The organism is Pseudomonas sp. DF5, from assembly GCF_058148225.1.
In genome coordinates this window covers 126424-143320 of the sequence record NZ_JBYVYM010000001.1, presented here as the reverse complement: position 1 = coordinate 143320, position 16897 = coordinate 126424, and the positions used below count along the sequence as shown (strand labels likewise).

At 60.3% G+C, this 16897-nt stretch carries 18 protein-coding genes; 12 read left to right on the top strand and 6 right to left on the bottom strand.

The window, feature by feature from the left end; translation table 11 throughout:
* Window positions 1-94: 94 nt before the first annotated feature.
* The 3 genes from cyaY (at window position 95) to rnk (ending at window position 1320) form a co-directional block, all read left to right on the top strand.
* Window positions 95-427 (top strand): iron donor protein CyaY, encoded by a 333-nt coding sequence (cyaY, locus tag AC30D7_RS00680; RefSeq protein WP_018927535.1) that lies wholly within the window; start codon window positions 95-97, stop codon window positions 425-427.
* 4 nt (window positions 428-431) lie between these two features.
* Entirely contained in the window at window positions 432-650 is a 219-nt protein-coding gene (locus AC30D7_RS00675; protein ID WP_081625749.1) for a DUF1289 domain-containing protein, read from the top strand.
* Window positions 651-909: 259 nt separating this feature from the next.
* On the top strand, window positions 910-1320 hold the full coding sequence (rnk, locus tag AC30D7_RS00670; RefSeq protein WP_490132665.1) for a nucleoside diphosphate kinase regulator: 411 nt from the start codon (window positions 910-912) through the stop codon (window positions 1318-1320).
* A 6-nt stretch (window positions 1321-1326) separates the two neighbouring features.
* Here the strand turns inward: rnk and AC30D7_RS00665 are convergent, their stop codons facing one another.
* From AC30D7_RS00665 to AC30D7_RS00655, 3 genes are all read right to left on the bottom strand, one after another.
* Entirely contained in the window at window positions 1327-4170 is a 2844-nt protein-coding gene (locus tag AC30D7_RS00665) for a class I adenylate cyclase (protein ID WP_490132664.1), read from the bottom strand.
* Window positions 4171-4377: 207 nt separating this feature from the next.
* Window positions 4378-4623 (bottom strand): TIGR02647 family protein, encoded by a 246-nt coding sequence (locus tag AC30D7_RS00660; protein ID WP_007894898.1) that lies wholly within the window; start codon window positions 4621-4623, stop codon window positions 4378-4380.
* Window positions 4624-4802: 179 nt separating this feature from the next.
* Window positions 4803-5087, bottom strand: a complete 285-nt coding sequence (locus tag AC30D7_RS00655) for a hypothetical protein (RefSeq protein ID WP_490132663.1) — start codon at window positions 5085-5087, stop codon at window positions 4803-4805.
* Window positions 5088-5212: 125 nt separating this feature from the next.
* Between AC30D7_RS00655 and AC30D7_RS00650 the strand changes: the two genes are divergently transcribed.
* On the top strand, window positions 5213-5872 hold the full coding sequence (locus AC30D7_RS00650; protein ID WP_490132662.1) for a glutathione S-transferase family protein: 660 nt from the start codon (window positions 5213-5215) through the stop codon (window positions 5870-5872).
* Between the two features lie 130 nt (window positions 5873-6002).
* On the opposite strand, the gene argH is transcribed toward AC30D7_RS00650, so the two are convergent.
* Entirely contained in the window at window positions 6003-7397 is a 1395-nt protein-coding gene (argH, locus tag AC30D7_RS00645) for an argininosuccinate lyase (RefSeq protein ID WP_019580504.1), read from the bottom strand.
* Window positions 7398-7859: 462 nt separating this feature from the next.
* Between argH and AC30D7_RS00640 the strand changes: the two genes are divergently transcribed.
* From AC30D7_RS00640 to rsd, 7 genes are all read left to right on the top strand, one after another.
* A complete protein-coding gene (locus tag AC30D7_RS00640; protein ID WP_007899317.1) occupies window positions 7860-8606 on the top strand; it encodes a LytR/AlgR family response regulator transcription factor in 747 nt (248 codons plus the stop codon).
* A 127-nt stretch (window positions 8607-8733) separates the two neighbouring features.
* Window positions 8734-9675, top strand: coding sequence for a hydroxymethylbilane synthase (hemC, locus tag AC30D7_RS00635; RefSeq protein ID WP_490132661.1), 942 nt, complete (start codon window positions 8734-8736; stop codon window positions 9673-9675).
* Window positions 9672-10439 carry a uroporphyrinogen-III synthase gene (locus AC30D7_RS00630; protein ID WP_490132660.1) on the top strand — a complete coding sequence of 256 codons (768 nt, stop codon included), beginning with the start codon at window positions 9672-9674 and terminating at the stop codon, window positions 10437-10439. The genes hemC and AC30D7_RS00630 overlap by 4 nt, the downstream gene beginning before the upstream one ends.
* Before the next feature lie 16 nt (window positions 10440-10455).
* The gene (locus AC30D7_RS00625) at window positions 10456-11598 is read left to right on the top strand and encodes a uroporphyrinogen-III C-methyltransferase (RefSeq protein WP_490132659.1); all 1143 of its coding nucleotides are present in this window, start codon (window positions 10456-10458) and stop codon (window positions 11596-11598) included.
* Complete coding sequence (locus tag AC30D7_RS00620; RefSeq protein ID WP_490132658.1) at window positions 11595-12833, top strand: heme biosynthesis protein HemY; 1239 nt, start codon at window positions 11595-11597, stop codon at window positions 12831-12833. The genes AC30D7_RS00625 and AC30D7_RS00620 overlap by 4 nt, the downstream gene beginning before the upstream one ends.
* Before the next feature lie 264 nt (window positions 12834-13097).
* A complete protein-coding gene (locus AC30D7_RS00615; RefSeq protein WP_490132657.1) occupies window positions 13098-13649 on the top strand; it encodes a disulfide bond formation protein B in 552 nt (183 codons plus the stop codon).
* A 180-nt stretch (window positions 13650-13829) separates the two neighbouring features.
* Window positions 13830-14300 carry a sigma D regulator gene (rsd, locus tag AC30D7_RS00610; RefSeq protein ID WP_490132656.1) on the top strand — a complete coding sequence of 157 codons (471 nt, stop codon included), beginning with the start codon at window positions 13830-13832 and terminating at the stop codon, window positions 14298-14300.
* A gap of 61 nt (window positions 14301-14361) precedes the next feature.
* Here the strand turns inward: rsd and AC30D7_RS00605 are convergent, their stop codons facing one another.
* Window positions 14362-15027, bottom strand: a complete 666-nt coding sequence (locus AC30D7_RS00605; RefSeq protein WP_490132655.1) for an FKBP-type peptidyl-prolyl cis-trans isomerase — start codon at window positions 15025-15027, stop codon at window positions 14362-14364.
* A gap of 192 nt (window positions 15028-15219) precedes the next feature.
* Here AC30D7_RS00605 and AC30D7_RS00600 point away from each other — a divergent pair, with 192 nt between their 5' ends.
* Complete coding sequence (locus AC30D7_RS00600; RefSeq protein ID WP_490132654.1) at window positions 15220-16392, top strand: AlgP family protein; 1173 nt, start codon at window positions 15220-15222, stop codon at window positions 16390-16392.
* Here AC30D7_RS00600 and AC30D7_RS00595 read toward each other — a convergent pair.
* Window positions 16389-16853, bottom strand: a complete 465-nt coding sequence (locus AC30D7_RS00595) for a TIGR02444 family protein (RefSeq protein ID WP_490132653.1) — start codon at window positions 16851-16853, stop codon at window positions 16389-16391. The genes AC30D7_RS00600 and AC30D7_RS00595 overlap by 4 nt on opposite strands.
* Window positions 16854-16897: the final 44 nt, after the last annotated feature.

Sequence of the window (16897 nt, the reverse complement as noted above, 5' to 3'; positions counted from 1 at the left end):
ACCTCGTCCTTGGTGGTTATTCTTTGCAATCATCGGGGCTCGCCCGTATCTTGCGGCGCTTGAGCGTGAGTAGACACTTTTTGAGGTTCCCGTAATGAGTTTGACTGAAGCCCGTTTTCACGACCTGGTCGATGCCACCCAGCAGACGCTGGAGGATATTTTCGATGAGAGTGACCTGGATATCGATCTGGAGAGCTCGGCCGGTGTGCTCACCGTCAAGTTCGAAAACGGCAGCCAGTTGATCTTCAGTCGCCAGGAGCCGTTGCGGCAATTGTGGTTGGCGGCGGTGTCCGGCGGTTTCCACTTCGACTATGACGAAGAGAGCAAGCGCTGGATGTGTGACAAGAGTGACGAGCAACTGGGTGAGATGCTCGAGCGCATCGTCAAGCAGCAAGCCGACGTCGAACTCGATTTCGAAGGTCTGTGAGATCGTGACCCAGCCTGCGCCCGTTCGCCCGCCCAAACCGCTCTATAGTAACGTCAGCCCGGCAGTGCCTTCGCCGTGCAGCGGTGTGTGCCGGCTGGATGAACAGAAGGTTTGCCTGGGGTGTTTTCGGCATGTCGAAGATATCCGCGAATGGCGCTCGGCCGATGATGAGCGGCGGCGGGTGATTTGTGCGCAGGCTGTACAACGCAAGATCTTGGCTTAAGGGCTTTTGTGGCGAGGGAGCTTGCTCCCGCTCGGGTGCGAAGCAGCCGCAAGGTTTTTAGGGCCACTGCGCGCCCCAGCGGGAGCAAGCTCCCTCGCCACAATGGTCAGCGCTGGGCCGTGGTCGCCCCCGGCTTGTTTATTTATTGAGCTGTGATAGTGTCCAGATACGCCTCAACCCATCGAGGCTCGTGAAAACCCCGCCTTTTTCTGGCGGGGTTTTGCTTTTTTCGTGCAGAAGAAAGGAGTCTGCCCTGATCATGACCGCACCTTCCATCACCCTTACCCGTCTGGACGTGCAACGTCTGGAGCGCCTGATCGACAGCCTGGATGACACGCTGCCGGGCGTTATCGCGCTGCAAACCGAACTGGATCGCGCCGATACCCTGGTCGGTCACGATGAAGTGCCCGCCGATGTCGTGACCATGAATTCCCGGGTGCACTGCCGTGAAGAGAGCAGTGGAAAGGATTATCACCTGACTCTGGTTTACCCCAAGGATGCCAACGCCGACGAAGGCAGGATTTCCATTCTGGCGCCGGTGGGCAGTGCGTTGCTGGGCTTGAAAGTCGGTCAGCACATCGACTGGCCAGCTCCGGGTGGTAAAACCCTGAAACTGACCTTGCTGGAAGTCGAAGCGCAGCCTGCCAATGGCGGTGCTTTCCCGGAATGAACCCCTTCAGACCTGCTCGAGCGCCTCGTTCAATGCGCGCTCCAGGTCGGCCTTGTAGCGCAAATACAAATTGCTTGAACTCTGACCATCACCGAGCAGGCCCGAGAGGTCCAGGTCGGTGATGTAGCAGCGATAGCGTTCGGTCTCGCGGCGCTGCTCGACGATTTCCCGGGCAACCACGCTGAACAGTTGGTCGCCATGTTCCAGCTCCGAAAATTCCCGCTGATTACAATACAACGTGACCTGCACCTGCCCCGGTGCGGCTTTGCCGACGATCGCCTGCACGTCGTAGAACGGTTTGTTGACCGGGGTTTGCGGCGCTGGCCGGGCTTCGACTCGACGCGCCCGTGCGGTGCCTGAAGGCAATAACTGGTAATACAAAGTCTCCAGGCTCAGCGGCTGGGCGGCGTCCATCGGCAGCAAGGCGTCGCGTCGGTACTGGATCGATTGCAGGAAGCGTTGCAGCGGCACCAGCAGGCTTTGTTCGTCGTGGTAAGGCAAACGCTGCTGCCACAGGGCATTGAATTCATCCAGCACGTACAGATCGGCCTGGTGTTCGTTGATCCGGTAGAACACCTGAACGCAGTCGGGTTGCCCCATGGGCAGGATCAGCGCCAGATCGTGGTCTTCCAGCGCCATCGGGTCCAGATGCAGCGGGCTGTAGCTCGCCAGCTCTTCGCCGAGGTAGTCAAACAGTGCCGGCAGCGTGGCGAGCGCAACGTGATTGACCTGGCCGGGCACCAGCTCCAGCACGTGGTAATGCTGCTGGACCTGAATCAGGTAGCGGTGATTGAGTTTGCTCAGCAGCAGGTTTTGCGCGGTATCGAGAACTTCTTCGACTCGTCGGGCTATGAATTGCGCGCGGTTGTGGCAGAAGCAACGTACCCGCAGCTTGGGCTGCTGTGGCCCGTCCGGCAGGTTGTTGAGGTAATCGCGCAGACAGTCGAGCAGGGCATGGGGACCGTCAAAGCGGCTGACCAGCACCTCGTTCCAGCTGTTTAGCGTGACCTGATCCAGGGTCAGCACCAGATTTTCCCGCACGCCGGCGTAGCTCAGGGAGTCGGTGCGCTCGGTGGTCATCAGGATGTTCATGTCGCGATGGTGCTTGAGCGGATCGACGCCGACGTTCACCAGAATCAGTATTTCGCTCGGCACGCTGGCGCGCAGCAAAGGCTCTTCGGCGACGGTGGTCAGGGGCAGGGCGATGCTTTGCTGCAGGCTGCCGAGCAGGTTGAACAGTTCGAACTCGCTCAAGTCGCTGGTGCCGGGGTGCAGGGCCAGGCGGGTGCTGCTGTCGATCACGCCGTTACGGTGGCACCAGGTGAGCAGCTCGAGTAACTGGCGGCTGCGCTTGATCGGCGCAAAATGCTCCCACTCGTGAGCGGTCAGGCTGCCGTTGTACAAACCCCATTGGGTTTGCCCCGGCTCTCTCTTGTTCGGGGCTTGCACCAGGGTCAAGGTGTCTTCGGCCAGATCGGGGGCGATGCCCGGATTGATGAATTCGACCTTGTCGGCCTTGCGCTCGAAGGCCGCGTACAAGCGCCGCCCCAGCACATTGAGGTCGCGCTTGTTGATCAGGCTGACGGTCTGCTCGTTACGGGCGAACTGCGTCAGGAAGCGGTAGCTGTAATTGAGCTCACCGACCAAGGCCCGGCGCTCGGCACTGACCTGGCGGACTTTCCACTGGCTGCGGCTGTCGAGCAACCCCAACTGGCGCTGATCCCAATGCCATTCGTGGGCCAGGCGTTCGAGCAGCGAACGCTGCCAGCTCTGGGTACGACTGCCGCCGGTGAGTTTGCGATTGACCTTCAGGTACAGCGCGCGACGTACCAGTTCGAGCCGCTCCGGTTCGCCCCGAGCCGTGAGGTATTCCTCGATGCGCCGGTAAACCACCATGTACGGGTCCAGTTCATCGAGGTCCAGTCGATTGGCGAACACTGCCTGTTTGAAGCGCAGGCTCAGGCAATGGACTTTCGGGTGTTCACTGGCGTAGACCTCGGTCAGCAGCAGTTTGAGCACTGATTTGTAGGGCGATTCGATGCCTTTGAACAACTGCCAGAGCCCGGCACCGATGAATTCCCCGGGCGGGATGTACGCCAGATGCCCCAGGTCCAGGGTTTCGTCGGCACGGATGAACCGCTTGGAAAGCAGTGTATGGGTGTAACGGTCGTACGCAGACTCTTCGTAGACCGGCACCAGCCACCAGATGGGAGTGCGTCCGGCCAGCCAGATCGCGGTGCGGTAGAACTCGTCCAGCAACAAATAGTGCTGAGTGGTGCCGCAGTCTTCTGAACTCAACTGCGTATCGCGATCGCCGAGCACGAAGCGGGCCGGGTCGATCAGGAAAAAGTGCGCTTCGGCGCCCTGGCTGGCGGCCCACGCTTCCAGCAACTGGCATTTCTTGCGCAGTTCAGCGAGCTCGCTTTCGCTCAGGTCCGGCCCATGACAGACCCACACGTCCATGTCGCTCTGATCGGCCTGGGCCAGGGTGCCGAGGCTGCCCATCAGGAACAGACCGTGAATCGGTCGCGGCGGATTGCTGCCGTGGCGCGGCTTGTAGGAAAACGAGCGGGTCAGGCGTTGGGCTTCGGCGAGGGTGTTGGTGTCGGGTTCGTAATTCGACAGGCCAGCCGGGGTGCTACCCGAAACGTAACCCGGCAACAGCGGATGATTGACGTGGAAAAACAGCGGCAGCAGGGTCAGAACCGTTTGCTGGCGGGGCGACAACCCTTCCATGGCACGGGCCATGCGACCCTCGTTGAGCTTCAGGAAGCGGGCGCGCAGCTGGCTGAGAACCTTGCGATCGATTCCCTCGTCCAGATCGGGGCGGATTTCATGGGTGCGGGTCATGTCAGCTCAATCCGGCTCGCGGGGCTCGGACGTGGGAGGGCTCAAGGTGAGGGGCAGTTTAGCGCCTCGGCCCCGGGACTTTTAAGCTGATTTTGTTTTCCTGGCGTCAGATTTCTATCGTTTGGCGACGGCAGGTAACAGTGCCGGTCATCAAGTGTGCCCGCGGAAATCCCGTGACAGAGCTTTCCGTGGGCTATGCAGTGATGCTCAGGCTGTTTCCCGCACGGACAGAATGGTGAGAACGGTTTGCACGTTTTGTGCGGCGTCACGCCCCAGGCTGGTCAGATAACCGCCATCGGGCTGGGTGATCAATTCTTTGTCGAACAGTCTTTGTGCGGCGGCAATGGCTTTCGGGGCAGCGGTCTGATGAATTTTCAAACCTTCCTGGGAACTGTCCAGGTTGAAGAGTGCGAGGATTTCCAGTTCGGCAACCAACTCAGGGGTAAGCGACATAAGGACTCCAGACTTTCTAGGAATTAGACGATAGCGCCCCTAAGGTGAACCCGTCGGTGAGGCATGTCCAGTGCTGGCAGCAGGGTTTTTCTTCCCGAGAGGCTTTCCCCGAAGGGTGGTACGGACAGCGGGGGTGGTTTCTGTAGGAGCGAGCGCGCTCCTACAGGGGGGGGGCGGGGTTATTGCTTTTCCGGCGGCAACTCTGGCAGCGCGCGCAGCGCCGTTTCATACCATTCGGTGTCGAATGCACGGTCTTCATCGAGCATGGCGTCGATTTCGTAGGCCAGCACATGGGCCATGAGGTTAAGGATTTCTTCGCGCTCGTAACCCACCAGGGTCAGCTTGTTGAAGGTTGCCTTGGCCGCTGGCGGGTTGTCGCTTTCGATCTGGTTCTCGATCGCTTCGGTCAGCGTCGTTTCGGCGAATTCTTCTTCGTCGTTGTCGATGTCGTTTGGCTCGCTCATGGCAGGCTCCTCAAGGAAAGGCGGCCAGTTTACCTGCATTCAGCATTGTGATACTGCTGGCAAGAAGTGCCTGGGCGTTCTATAACTGGCGCTGCCAACCCCCTGCACGGCCTGGAGGCTATGTAATGCTCAAGCTTTATGGATTTTGCGTCAGCAACTACTACAACATGGTCAAGCTGGCGTTGCTGGAGAAGGGACTGCCGTTTGAAGAGGTGCCGTTTTACCCAGGCACCAGCCCCGAGGCGCTGGCCATCAGCCCGCGCGGCAAGGTTCCGGTACTGGGCGTCGAGCAAGGTTTCGTCAACGAAACCAGCGTGATTCTCGAGTACCTCGAGCAGAGCCAGAAAGGCACACCGCTGCTGCCGAGCGAGCCCTTCGAGCGAGCCCAGGCGCTGGCTTTGGCCAAGGAAATCGAGTTGTACATCGAACTGCCGGCGCGCGCCTGTTACGCCGAAGCGTTTTTCGGCATGTCAGTGCCGGAAGCGATCAAGGACAAGACCAAGGCCGAGTTGCTGCTGGGGTTCGCCTCACTGGGCAGGCACGGCAAGTTCGCCCCTTACGTTGCGGGCGACCGTCTCAGCATTGCGGATTTGTATTTCCTGTACAGCGTGCCGATGGCCTGTGCCGTGGCGCAGAAGCTGTTCGATATCGATCCGTTGGCTGAGATGCCGGCGGCCAGGGCGCTGCTGGAGCGTCTGGGACAGAATCCGAACGTGCAGCGAATTGCGGCAGACAAGGACGCAGCAATGCCCGCGTTTCTGGAGATGATCGCGTCGAAGAAGTAAGTTTTATAGTGTTTGTAAGGGCGCCTTCGCGAGCAAGCCCGCTCCCACATTAAGTCAGTGGTGAACACAAATTTTGTGAACAACCGAAATTCAATGTGGGAGCGGGCTTGCTCGCGAAGCTTTTGGCTATTTAGCGGCTGGCGAGCAGCGCCTGACCGCGAGCCACGGCAGCCTTGACCTGCGCCGGCGCGGTCCCGCCGATATGGTCACGGGCATTCACCGAACCTTCCAGGGTCAGCACGGCAAACACGTCCTGCTCGATCTGGTCGCTGAACTTGCGCAATTCTTCCAGGCTCATTTCCGCCAGGTCCTTGCCGCTGTCTACGCCGTACTTCACCGCGTGGCCAACGATCTCGTGGCAATCACGGAACGGCAAGCCGCGGCGTACCAGGTAGTCGGCCAGGTCGGTGGCAGTCGAGAAACCGCGCAGGGCCGCTTCGCGCATCATCGCGTGCTTGGGCTTGATCGCCGGGATCATGTCGGCAAAGGCCCGCAGCGAGTCGCGCAGGGTGTCGGCGGCGTCGAACAGCGGTTCCTTGTCTTCCTGGTTGTCCTTGTTGTAGGCCAGCGGCTGGCCTTTCATCAGGGTCAGCAGGCCCATCAGCGCACCGAACACCCGGCCAGTCTTGCCGCGAACCAGCTCTGGCACGTCCGGGTTTTTCTTTTGCGGCATGATCGAGCTGCCGGTGCAGAAACGGTCCGGCAGATCGATGAACTGGAACTGCGCGCTGGTCCACAGCACCAGCTCTTCGGAGAATCGCGACAAGTGCATCATCGCGATGCTCGCGGCCGAGCAGAACTCGATGGCGAAGTCGCGATCGGACACATTGTCCAGGGAGTTGCCGCCAACAGCGTCGAAGCCCAGCAATTGTGCGGTGTACTCGCGATCGATCGGGTAGGTGGTGCCGGCCAGTGCGGCGCTGCCCAACGGCATGCGGTTGGTGCGCTTGCGGCAGTCCACCAGACGCTCGTAGTCGCGGCTGAGCATTTCGAACCAGGCCAGCATGTGGTGCCCGAAAGTCACCGGCTGCGCGGTTTGCAGGTGAGTGAAGCCCGGCATGATGCTGCCGGCTTCGCGCTCGGCCTGCTCGAGCAAGCCTTTTTGCAGGCGGGTGATCTCGGCCAGGATCAGGTCGATCTCGTCACGCAGCCACAGGCGGATGTCGGTGGCGACCTGGTCATTGCGGCTGCGGCCGGTGTGCAGTTTTTTACCGGTCACGCCGATGCGGTCGGTCAGGCGCGCCTCGATGTTCATGTGCACGTCTTCGAGGTCGATGCGCCAGTCGAACTGGCCGGCCTCGATTTCACCCTGGATGGTCTTCAGGCCATCGATGATGCTGTCGCGCTCGGCATCGGTCAGCACGCCGACCTTGGCCAGCATCGTGGCATGGGCGATCGAGCCCATGATGTCGTGGCGATACAGGCGCTGGTCGAAGGTGACGGAGGCGGTGAAGCGGGCAACGAAGGCGTCGACGGGTTCACTGAAGCGGCCGCCCCAGGACTGATTGGTCTTGTCAGTGCTCATGAATTCGCTCGTATCGGCTTGAAGAAAGTTGGCGTGGAACGCTGACGCGGATAATAACAGGGTTGCCAATCCTGTCGCTGACACTGGTCGATACGTTTTTTTCTCATGGGGCAACCCATACTCGAGGCTAGCGATGCGCAAATTGCGCAACGATATTTCTCATTTGAGCAATATCGTCCCGGCAACCGTCTACAGTTGGACATTAGGATCAGCGCACTTCTCGATGCTGCAGCTGACTATAGAGAGAAGAGGGGTGTTCATATTGTGTATCAGCAAACCCTATGGCGATGCCTCGCCAACGCGGGCCTGGGCCGTCAGTCACCCGGCAGATGAAAATTTAGCCGCCGGTCTCGCGGCACTTTTTGGCCCTCGCGCTAGTCTTAGCGTGGATCGCGGTGACGGACGTCACTTCACCTGTCTACGCTATCTTTGTGCGAGACTCACGCAGGAATCCAGCGCAATATGAATGTCCTGATCGTTGATGACGAACCCCTGGCCCGCGAGCGCCTGAGCCGAATGGTCGGCGAACTCGAGGGATACAACGTCCTGGAGCCCAGCGCCACGAATGGCGAAGAGGCGTTGGCACTGATCGACAGCCACAAACCGGATATCGTACTGCTCGATATCCGCATGCCGGGCCTCGATGGCCTGCAAGTGGCGGCACGATTGTGCGAACGCGAAACCCCGCCCGCCGTGGTGTTTTGCACAGGGCCCGATGAATTTGCCGTGGAAGCCCTGCAGGCCAGCGCCGTGGGCTATCTGGTGAAGCCCGTGCGCACAGAACAGCTACATGAAGCATTGAAAAAAGCCGAACGCCCCAATCGTGTCCAGCTCGCCGCCTTGACGCGTCCCGCCGCCGAAACCGGCAGCGGCCCACGCAGCCATATCAGCGCTCGCACCCGTAAAGGTATTGAACTGATCCCGTTGGGCCAGGTGGTCTACTTTATTGCCGACCATAAATACGTGACCCTGCGCCATGAAGGCGGCGAAGTGCTGCTGGATGAGCCACTCAAGGCCCTCGAAGACGAATTCGGCGACCGTTTCGTGCGAATCCACCGCAACGCACTGGTTGCCCGCGAACGCATCGAGCGGCTGCAGCGCACACCCCTGGGGCATTTTCAGCTGTTTCTCAAAGGCCTGAACGGCGATGCCCTGATCGTCAGCCGACGCCATGTGGCCGGTGTGCGAAAAATGATGCAGCAGCTGTAATCGGGTGGATTTTTACCCTGTTGCCGGACCTCGAGGGCCAGGGAGGCCATGCAGTTTCTGATACAAGTCAAAGTGGATTTGGCTGAGCTGTTATTATCTGCCGTATCTATTCAGTACGGATTGATCCATGTCCTCTCGCGAAATCCGCATCGCCACCCGCAAAAGTGCTCTGGCCCTATGGCAGGCCGAATACGTCAAGGCTCGTCTGGAGCAGGCCCATCCTGGCCTGCTCGTGACACTGGTGCCTATGGTCAGTCGCGGCGACAAGCTGCTCGATTCGCCCCTGTCGAAAATCGGCGGCAAGGGCTTGTTCGTCAAGGAGCTGGAAACCGCGCTGCTGAAAAACGAAGCCGACATCGCCGTGCATTCGATGAAAGACGTGCCGATGGACTTCCCCGAAGGCCTCGGTCTGTTCTGCATTTGCGAGCGCGAAGACCCGCGCGATGCATTTGTCTCCAATACCTACGCCAGCCTGGATGAGTTGCCGCCAGGCAGCATCGTCGGCACCTCCAGCCTGCGCCGTCAGGCTCAGCTGCTGACCCGTCGCCCGGACTTGGAAATCCGCTTCCTGCGCGGCAACGTCAACACGCGCCTGGCCAAGCTCGATGCCGGCGAATACGACGCCATTATCCTCGCTGCGGCGGGCTTGATTCGCCTGGGCTTCGAACACCGCATCACCTCGGCCATCAGTGTCGATGACAGCCTGCCGGCCGGTGGCCAGGGCGCGGTTGGTATCGAGTGCCGTAGCGCCGACACTGAGATTCATGCACTGCTCGCGCCGCTGCATCACCAGGACACGGCCATTCGCGTGACCGCCGAACGTGCCCTCAACAAACATTTGAATGGCGGCTGCCAGGTGCCGATCGCCTGCTACGCCGTGCTAGAAGGCGAGCAGATCTGGTTGCGTGGTTTGGTGGGCGATCCAAACGGTGGCCTGCTACTCAGCGCCGAAGCCCGAGCACCACGCAGCGAGGCCGAGGCCCTGGGTGTGCAAGTGGCCGAAGACCTGCTGAGTCAAGGCGCCGACGCCATCCTCAAAGCAGTCTATGGCGAGGCAGGTCACGAGTGACTGGCTGGCGCCTGCTGCTGACCCGCCCTGCGGATGAGTCGGTGGTGCTTGCTCGTGTGCTGGCTGACGCGGGGGTTTTCAGTAGCAGCTTGCCGCTTTTGGACATCGAGCCAATGCCGGTCTCTGCCACAATGCGCGCAGTGATTCAGGATCTGGATCGCTACTGCGCGGTGATCGTGGTCAGCAAGCCGGCCGCCAGAATCGCTGTCGAGCTGCTCCATCAATATTGGCCACAAGCACCGGTTCTGAGATGGTTCAGCGTCGGCGCGGCGACGGCGCAGATCCTCGAGGCTAACGGGCTGGACGTGAGCTTTCCGGCCGACGGCGATGACAGCGAAGCCTTGCTTGAACTTACACTGTTGCGCGAGGCTATCGCCCGCCCGGACGCTCGAGTGCTGATCATGCGCGGGGAGGGCGGGCGCGAGCTGCTGGCTGAGCGTTTGCGTGAGCTTGGTGCTAGTGTCGAGTATCTGGAGTTGTACCGACGCGGCTTGCCGCAGTACCCACCGGCGACGCTGCCCTCGAGGATCGAGGCGGAACGCTTGAACGGGCTGGTGGTCAGCAGTGGACAGGGTTTTGAGCACCTGCACCGATTGGCGGGCGATGCCTGGCCGATCATGGCGCGGTTGCCGTTGTTTGTTCCAAGCCCCAGGGTCGCCGAGCTGGCACGTGCCGCCGGGGCCCAAACAGTTGTGGATTGTCGTGGCGCCAGTGCCGCGGCCTTGCTGACGGCGTTACGGGAGCACCCCGTGCCCGTTTTCTAATGCAAAGGATGGATACGTGAGCGAAACAGCCTTGCCTAAAGATGACGTCCAGCCGGTATTTGATGCACCGGTTGAAACTCCTTCACCTGCTACTGAGCAGCGCCGAGGCAATGGGCTGGCAATCGTCGCGCTGCTGTTGGGCGCTGCCGGTGTTGCCGTAGGCGGTTGGGGAGTCTGGCAGGTGCGTCACCTGCAAGCCAATAACCAGCAACAGTTGAGTCAGGTACAGGCGTTGAACGATCAGGCACAGAGCCTGAAGCTCAACGAGCAGCGCCTGACCGCTCGCCTCGAACAGATGCCTGCCGCCGAAGAGCTCGATGCGCGCAGTCGTTTGGTCATTCAGCTTCAGGGCGATCAACAGCGCTTGAATCAACGCCTGGAAACCGTCCTCGGTGCCAGCCGCAAGGATTGGCGTTTGGCCGAGGCTGAGCATTTGCTGCGCCTCGCCAGCCTGCGACTGTCCGCTTTGCAGGACATCAGCAGCGCCCAGGCCCTGGTGCAGGGGGCCGATGAGATTCTTCGTGAGCAGAATGACCCGGGGGCTTTTGCCGCCCGCGAGCAAGTGGCCAAAACCCTGGTGGCCCTGCGCGGTACCGAACAGCCGGATCGCACCGGATTGTTCCTGCGGCTGGGGGCCTTGCGTGATCAAGTGATCAACCTCACCGAGCTGGCGCCCGAGTACAAGGACCGTGGCGAATCCCTGCTGGGCCTGACGGCCGATGGCGACGGCGCCAGTCGCTGGGCGCAATGGTGGGATCAGATCTCGCGTTATATCCGCATCGATTTCAACGCCGATAAGAATGTCCGTCCATTGCTGGCAGGGCAGAGCCTGAGCCAAGTGCGCCTGGCCCTGAGCCTGGCGCTGGAACAGGCGCAGTGGGCCGCGCTCAACGGTCAGGCTGCGGTTTACACTCAGGCGCTGACCGAAGCGCGGGACGTGCTCAAGGGTAACTTCAACCCGGACAACCCTCAGAGCAAGGTCATGCTGGAGCAGGTGGCCGAGTTGAGCAAACAGCCAGTCACGGTGGTCACGCCGGATCTGACAGGCACGTTGAGCGCCGTCCAGGCTTACCTTGAGCGACGCAACGTCAACGCCGAGGACTCAGTGAAGCCTCTGGCCAAACCTGCCGCGAACACTGCGCAGGAGGCCACACCATGAAGCGTCTCTATGTGATCGTGTTCGTGGTCATCGCTGCAGCCGCCGCGTTGGGGCTGGCGATTGCCGAGCATTCCGGTTACGTGCTGATCGCCTACAAGAGCTTCCGTTACGAATCGAGCCTGTGGGCAACCCTGGCCCTGGTGGCCGTGCTGTGGCTGGTGTTCTGGGGCATCAAGGCGTTGGTCGAACTGGTGACGACTTCCGGTGGGGTGGTCAACCCATGGTCGCGGCGCAATCGCAGTCGACGGGTGCAAGTGGCGATCGAGCACGGCCAGCTGGATTTGGCCGAGGGCCGCTGGGCCAGTGCGCAGCGTCATCTGTATCGCGCGGCTGAGGCCGAACGGCAGCCGCTGCTCTACTACCTGGGTGCTGCCCGCGCCGCTAACGAACAAGGTCTTTACCAGGAAAGCGATAATTTGCTGGAACGCGCCCTGGAGCGACAGCCCCAGGCCGAGCTGGCGATAGCCTTGAGTCATGCCCAATTGCAGACCGACCGCGGCGACACCGACGGTGCGCTGGTCACCCTGCAAGCCATGCACGAGCGTCATCCTCATAACGTCCAGACCCTGCGCCAGTTGCAGCGCCTGCATCAGCAGCGGGGCGACTGGTCGGCAGTGATTCGCTTGTTGCCGGAGTTACGCAAGGACAAAGTGCTGCCACCGGCCGAGCTGACTGAACTGGAGCGCCGCGCCTGGGGTGAGAATCTTTCGTTGGCGGCGCACCGGGAAGAGGACGGAACGGTCGGCTTGCAATCGCTCGCTCGTGCCTGGCAGCAGCTCACCGCCGCTCAACGGCAGGAACCGCAACTGGTGCTGGCCTATGCCGAGCAACTGCGGCAACTGGGGGCGCAGGTCGAGGCCGAAGAGGTTCTGCGTACCGCGCTCAAACGCAAATACGACAGTCATCTGGCACGCCTGTACGGTCTGGTTCGCGGCAGCGATCCGGCCAGGCAACTGCACACCGCCGAAGGTTGGCTCAAAGATCATCCGGCCGATCCGAGCCTGTTGCTGACACTGGGCCGCTTGTGTCTGCAGAGCAGTCTGTGGGGCAAGGCCCGGGACTATCTGGAAAGCAGTCTGCGTGTACAACGTAATCCTGAAGCATGCGCCGAACTGGCGCGATTACTGGCTCAATTGGGTGACACTGAACGCAGTAATCAACTGTTCCAGGAGGGCTTGGGCTTGCTGGACGAGCGCTTGCTGGCGGCACCGCTGCCGGTGCCGGCACACGCTTGATGCCGGCCTGTAGCAGCTGCCGAAGGCTGCGTTCGGCAGCTGCTACAGGGGGGCGTTCATCAGGGATCCAGTCGCTCCAAGTCCGCCACTGTTTTTGTGCTGTAGTCCTCGGCTGGCAAAGTCCTACAGCGGACTACATCTTATCCTCTCGACTCTGTCGGGAATTCCCTACACTTCTGGTGAAGTGTCCGTGCTGAGCTGTCTTGAAAGGCTGCTGCGCTTTCCTCTACCGTAACCGCTTGTCTCTACAGTTACGGAAAAGCCATGTCTTTGGCCTGCTCACGCTCCTTGTTTTTCATGGTTTTCATTGCAGGTGCCCTGGCCTTGGGCGTTTCCTATTACCTGGAATATGCGGTCGGCCTCAAGCCCTGCGGGTTGTGCCTGTTGCAGCGTCTTTGCCTGGCGCTGCTCACGGGTGTCTGCCTGACGGCCTCGGTGCAGGGGCCTGGTCGCTTCGGATCATTCCTGTATTGGCTGCTGGGTTTGCTTTGCAGTCTGGCGGGGACTGTCACGGCGTGGCGGCAGGTCTTGTTGCAGAGCGATCCGACGCATCAACTATCGGCATGCTCGCCCAATCTGGCCGATCTGTTCGCCAGTTCACCCTGGTTATGCGTCGTGCAGCGAATGTTCGAGGGAACCGCCGACTGCGCGGAGATTTCCTGGACGCTGTTCGATCTGAGCATTCCGGAATGGAGCCTGTTGTTCTTCGTCGCGATGATGATTCTGGGCGGGTATCAATTGCTGCGCCTTGTCTGGATCGCGTGTCAGCGACCACTCAGCGACGAGTCGTCGCACCGGGTGCTGGCGGGCGATTAAACACTTGTATGAACTTTATCTCCTGCGTACCTTGAAGCCATAGGCGCGCGGGCATAATCTGGCCCGCACGTATCATTGGAATTATGTTGCTCGTTGCTGTTCTGCCTGACCAAGACCGGATGTGCCGAGCCTTGGGGGCAGGCGTAGAACGGCATGACCCATTAGGGAAGAGAGATCGCCATGTTAGATAGTTGTCAGAATGCTCAGGAACGCTGGGGCGGGGTTCATAAGCTCATTGACCGCTGGCTACAAGAGCGTGAAGAGTTGGTAAAGGCGTTCCACGATTTGCGAAATGCCAAACCGGCTTTCGCCGACAAGTCTTTGAACGGTCGGTTCTGCGAGATTCTTGTCGACTATGTTTCTGCCTGGCACTTCGAAGTTAGCGAGCATCTGGTCAATGAAGCCAAGGCCTTTGGCGACGATGGCGGCCTTGAACTGGTGAAGCAGATCAACCCGCGTATCGACGTGAGCACCGAGATGGCGCTGTCGTTCAATGATCATTGCCACAAAGGTGACTGCAACGACACCGAGCGTTTCGCCGAAGCGCTGGAAAAGCTGGGCAGCCAACTGCGTGAACGTTTCGAACTGGAAGACTGCCTGATCGAAGTGCTGCACACCGCCCACAAGGAAGAGACTTCGGTTCAGGCTTGAACCCTTCCCGGCGGGACACTGAAAACGGTGCGCAATGCGCACCGTTTTTCGTTTCCGGCATTCAGCTTGTGGCACCACGCAATTCGACTTCGAACACCAGCGGCGTGAACGGCGCGATCAAGTCTCCGGCACCGTCCGCGCCATAGGCTTGCTCCGATGGAATCACCAGGCGCCATTTCGCGCCGACCGGCATGTCTTGCAATGCACTGCGCCAACCCGCGATCACACTATCAAGATTGAACCACTGCGGCTGGCTGTTCTGGTCGAACACTGTGCCGTCTGGCAAGCGTCCGATATACAGCACCTGGACCTTGCCGTTCGGACCCGCCTTGGCGCCAATACCCGGCGTCAGCTCCGTCAGCAATATTCCATCAGCCAATTCGCGAACTCCGGGTTTGGCTTTTTCTTCGCTGAGAAACCGCCGCTCTTTCTCGAGGGCAACTTCGCTTTGCACGACGGCGGGTTGCTCGGCGACCTGGGCTTCGTGCTCGGCAAGAATCTGTTCGATCCGCGCGTCTTTCAGCGCCAGCGGCTTACCTTGGTAGGCTTGTTGCAAGCCTTCGAGCAGCGCCTGAAGTTGCAGGTCGGGAACCTCCTGGCGCAAGCGTTCGCCAAGGCTCGCTCCCAAACTGTAAGCGAGATCGTGAGCGTCATTTGTGGTGTTTTTTTCGGCGGCCTGGACCACGGAAAAAAACATGCACAGCGATAAAAAAAGGTAGCGCGACATAGGCACTCTCCGACCTGAGATGCGCAGGATTATGCCAGTGTGAATGCGTTCGAAGGTGAACTGGTTTTACGTCAGCGCAGAACATTTTTACTTCATTGCAACGGAGTGCTTTCGATAGTGTCAACATGCCCTAGCGGCGGCTTCAGCAGAGGTCTAGTATGAGCCGCATTCACGTCAGCCAGGAGGTAAACCATGTCGGCCACCAAGAAGCCAGTAAATACTCCGTTGCACTTACTCCAACAACTCTCGGGCAGCCTGCTCGAGCACTTGGAAAATGCTTGTTCCCAAGCCTTGGCTGATGCTGAAAAACTGCTCGCCAAACTGGAAAAGCAGCGCGGAAAAGCGCAGGAAAAACTGCACAAATCCCGCACCAAATTGCAGGACGCTGCGGCGGCCGGCAAAGCCAAGGCACAAGCCAAGGCCAAAGATGCGGTGAAAGAACTTGAGGAGCTGCTCGACGCCCTCAAGGATCGTCAGTCCGAAACTCGCAGCTACATCCTGCAACTCAAACGCGACGCTCAAGAAAGCCTGAAACTGGCCCAGGGCGTCGGTCGTGTCCAAGAGGCTGTCGGCAAGGCGTTGTCCCTGCGTTCAGCCAAGCCAGCCGCAGCACCTGCGAAGAAAGCCGCTGCCAAACCGGCTGCTGCAAAAGCACCGGCCAAGCCTGCTGCCAAACCGGCTGCCAAAGCGCCGGTAAAAGCCGCAGCAAAACCAGCCGCAAAACCTGCGGCGAAAAAACCAGTCGCTGCCAGCACTGCGAAACCTGCGGCTAAACCAGCCGCTAAAACGGCAGCTGCCAAACCTGCCGCCAAGCCAGCTGCTGCCAAAACAGCTGTCGCTAAACCTGCTGCAAAAACCACGGCTGCCAAACCCGCCGCGGCGAAAACTGCAGCGGCCAAACCTGCTGCAAAACCAGCAGTCAGAACTGCCGCTGCAAAACCGGCTGCCAAGCCAGCCGCCAAACCTGTTGCGGCTAAAACCGCTGCAGTCAAACCAGCTGTAAAAGCAACGGCGAAACCTGCTGCAAAAGCTGCAGCCAAACCCGCTGCCAAACCTGCTGCTGCGAAACCTGCCGTCGCTGCCAAGCCAGCCACTGCCGCCAAACCAGCTGTAGCGAAACCAGCAGCCAAACCTGCAGCTGCCAAACCAGCTGCAAAACCTGCCGCCAAGCCAGCAGCAAAACCGGCCGTGAAAAAGCCAGTCGTTGCTGCGAAGCCGACTGCCGCACCTGTTGCCAAGCCAGCAACCCCGGCCCCGGCTGCATCGGCTTCGCCGGCTCCGGTAGCCACTACCTCGACAGCTTCGCCTGCGCCAACGCCAGCCGCATCGTCGAGCACCAGCACCACCCCAACCAGCGCTTCCTAAGTGCCGGTTACCGCGACGCGCAGCTGATGCAGCGCGTCGCGGCTCAGGTTGGCGGCGCCTGCTGCCATACCTTCCAGCCAGGTCGAGAGATCGTTCGTCTCATCCTGCGGCCAGCCTTGCGCCAGCCGTTCCAGCCGCAACAACAGCTGCCGCTCGGCTTCCAGTTCCAGTTTTTTGACTTGTTCGCGCAACGTATCCAGTTCGGCGTCCTCAGCCGCGTCGGCTTTCCATTGCCTGCGCAACGCCCGTAGCGGTCGCACGACATCCGCGTCCCAGGGGGTGGCGACATCGCGAAGCTGCTGCAATCGCTGTTCGTTACAGGCGACGCCGCGTTGCCCCAGCCACAACCCACAGAGCAGCAGGCACACATTCACCCCCGTCGACTGCAGTTGCAGGCAGGCGCCTTCAACACCGGGGCGGGTGTAGGTATCGAGGGAAAAACTCCACAGGTCAGAGGACATAGTGCTACTCGCGCCAGTTGCGAGCGAAGCTGGTAGACTCCGCC

Bases quoted from the DNA above. Each gene is read 5' to 3' on its own strand.
- cyaY (WP_018927535.1), top strand. From the start codon at position 95: ATGAGTTTGACTGAAGCCCGTTTTCACGACCTGGTCGATGCCACCCAG.
- rnk (WP_490132665.1), top strand. From the start codon at position 910: ATGACCGCACCTTCCATCACCCTTACCCGTCTGGACGTGCAACGTCTG.
- AC30D7_RS00665 (WP_490132664.1), bottom strand. From the start codon at position 4,170: ATGACCCGCACCCATGAAATCCGCCCCGATCTGGACGAGGGAATCGAT.
- AC30D7_RS00660 (WP_007894898.1), bottom strand. From the start codon at position 4,623: ATGTCGCTTACCCCTGAGTTGGTTGCCGAACTGGAAATCCTCGCACTC.
- AC30D7_RS00655 (WP_490132663.1), bottom strand. From the start codon at position 5,087: ATGAGCGAGCCAAACGACATCGACAACGACGAAGAAGAATTCGCCGAA.
- AC30D7_RS00650 (WP_490132662.1), top strand. From the start codon at position 5,213: ATGCTCAAGCTTTATGGATTTTGCGTCAGCAACTACTACAACATGGTC.
- argH (WP_019580504.1), bottom strand. From the start codon at position 7,397: ATGAGCACTGACAAGACCAATCAGTCCTGGGGCGGCCGCTTCAGTGAA.
- AC30D7_RS00640 (WP_007899317.1), top strand. From the start codon at position 7,860: ATGAATGTCCTGATCGTTGATGACGAACCCCTGGCCCGCGAGCGCCTG.
- hemC (WP_490132661.1), top strand. From the start codon at position 8,734: ATGTCCTCTCGCGAAATCCGCATCGCCACCCGCAAAAGTGCTCTGGCC.
- AC30D7_RS00620 (WP_490132658.1), top strand. From the start codon at position 11,595: ATGAAGCGTCTCTATGTGATCGTGTTCGTGGTCATCGCTGCAGCCGCC.
- AC30D7_RS00615 (WP_490132657.1), top strand. From the start codon at position 13,098: ATGTCTTTGGCCTGCTCACGCTCCTTGTTTTTCATGGTTTTCATTGCA.
- rsd (WP_490132656.1), top strand. From the start codon at position 13,830: ATGTTAGATAGTTGTCAGAATGCTCAGGAACGCTGGGGCGGGGTTCAT.
- AC30D7_RS00605 (WP_490132655.1), bottom strand. From the start codon at position 15,027: ATGTCGCGCTACCTTTTTTTATCGCTGTGCATGTTTTTTTCCGTGGTC.
- AC30D7_RS00600 (WP_490132654.1), top strand. From the start codon at position 15,220: ATGTCGGCCACCAAGAAGCCAGTAAATACTCCGTTGCACTTACTCCAA.
- AC30D7_RS00595 (WP_490132653.1), bottom strand. From the start codon at position 16,853: ATGTCCTCTGACCTGTGGAGTTTTTCCCTCGATACCTACACCCGCCCC.